General features: G+C 43.8%; 1 protein-coding gene and 1 pseudogene. Both read left to right on the top strand.

The features are described from left to right. Positions 1–211 (top strand): annotated as a pseudogene (locus tag ACFILD_RS08115) (hypothetical protein); the annotation flags it as partial. Between the two features lie 91 nt (positions 212–302). Then, positions 303–1,427: a N4-gp56 family major capsid protein gene (locus tag ACFILD_RS08110; protein WP_375654812.1), complete on the top strand. Its 1,125-nt coding sequence runs from the start codon at positions 303–305 to the stop codon at positions 1,425–1,427. Positions 1,428–1,602 lie beyond the last annotated feature (175 nt).

Below are 1,602 nucleotides of genomic sequence, written 5' to 3'. Positions count from 1 at the left end.
AGGGGTTCAAGCGAATAATCAAGTTGCAGAACTTCAAAGCCGTCAGAATTCTGCGAGAACCTTAACGGCATCTGGTGGAGGGGGAAGTACAGGTCCACTTTCATGGGAAACGATGGACGCTATGACGGATAAAGAGTTTCAAGCGTGGTACAGTAATCCAAAAAACCGAGTGCTTATACGCAAATTGAGTGGTGCGGATGATGAAGATTAAGTGAAAGACTTTTAGAGAATAAGCCGCCTTTGGTGCGGGTTGGTGTTCCGGCTTTAAGCCGGTTTTTTTATAGCAAAGAAAGGTGAAATAAATGGCAACAACACATATAGGGATTAATGATCCACATGCGTTAAAAACATGGGCGAGAATACTTGATGCGGAGGTCTCCAAAGCAACCCCCATTGCTCCTTTGATGGGGCAGGATTCCAATAGCATTATTCAGGTGAAAACAGAGACGCAAAAAGGCAAAGGGGATTGTGTAACATTTAGTCTGCGAGCTCAGTTATCAGGACGTGGTGTGAGTGAGGGAGAAACCCTTGAAGGCAATGAAGAGGCACTCCAATTCCTTCATGATAAACTGTATATCAATGAACTTTATCATGGAACAAGAATTGCCAATGAAGGCACTATTGATAATCAGCGCACATTGTTTAATTTGCGCGAAGAAGCCAAAAACAGTTTATCAGATTGGTATGCGGACCGTTTGAGTTTGATGTTTTTCGTTCATGCTTGCGGTTATACCGCTAACAGGCTCCGTTTTGAGGGAGAACTGGTTGATCTTGATCCTCTTTTTTGGGGCTTTAATGCACCGTTAGCTCCAAGCAATAAGCGCATTGTGCGACCAGAAGCAAAAACCAAGGATGAAGATCTTACAGAAAAAGCCAAACACAGCTTTAATCTTAAATTGATAGATGAAGCGGTTCAGTGCGCTAAGCTAGCGAATCCTAAAATTAGACCGGTTCGTGTGAATGGCGAGAGTGTTTATGTGTTGTATTTGCATCCCATTCAGGTAACGCAATTGCGCACCAATACAGAGACGGGTCAATGGCTTGATATTCAGAAAGCCGCTTATACCGGTTCGCGTTCCAAAAACCCAATCTTTGATGGTTCTCTAGGCATGTACAACGGTGTGATTTTACGTGAATCAGAGCATGTCACCAATGGTGTTAAATCCACGGATAGTACACGTCTTGAAGGTGTGCGCCGTGCTGTTTTGCTTGGAGCGCAAAGTGTCGTTATGGCATTTGGTAAGAGTTACGGTAAGACCCGCTATAAAATCGAAGAAGAAACCTTCGACTACAAACGCGAATACGGTTTTGGAGTGCATACAATTATGGGCATGAAGAAAACGCGTTTCCAAATGCCCGGAAGAGCACAAGGAGCCCAAGATTTTGGAACGATAGTTATCCCCACCTACAGCGGTGAAGTTGAGTGATGAGGAAAGGAAATAGGACATGGTAGATGGCGTAACAGGACACTTACACGGCAGAGATCTTCATACACATCAGGTCAGTTTTTTGCGTTTGAATATCTCGTATAAAGATAAGCATTTGACACGCAAAATCGGGACTTTACCGCGTGGTGCGATGATCCTTTCGATTAAAGCGTTT

Source organism: Bartonella sp. CL162QHHD, from assembly GCF_042195435.1.
Taxonomy (GTDB): domain Bacteria; phylum Pseudomonadota; class Alphaproteobacteria; order Rhizobiales; family Rhizobiaceae; genus Bartonella.
The sequence above is the reverse complement of the archived record's forward strand: the minus strand, read 5'-3'. Positions and strand labels throughout refer to the sequence as shown.

Excerpts from the sequence above, each read along its gene's own strand:
- ACFILD_RS08110 (WP_375654812.1), top strand. The coding sequence starts at position 303 with ATGGCAACAACACATATAGGGATTAATGATCCACATGCGTTAAAAACA.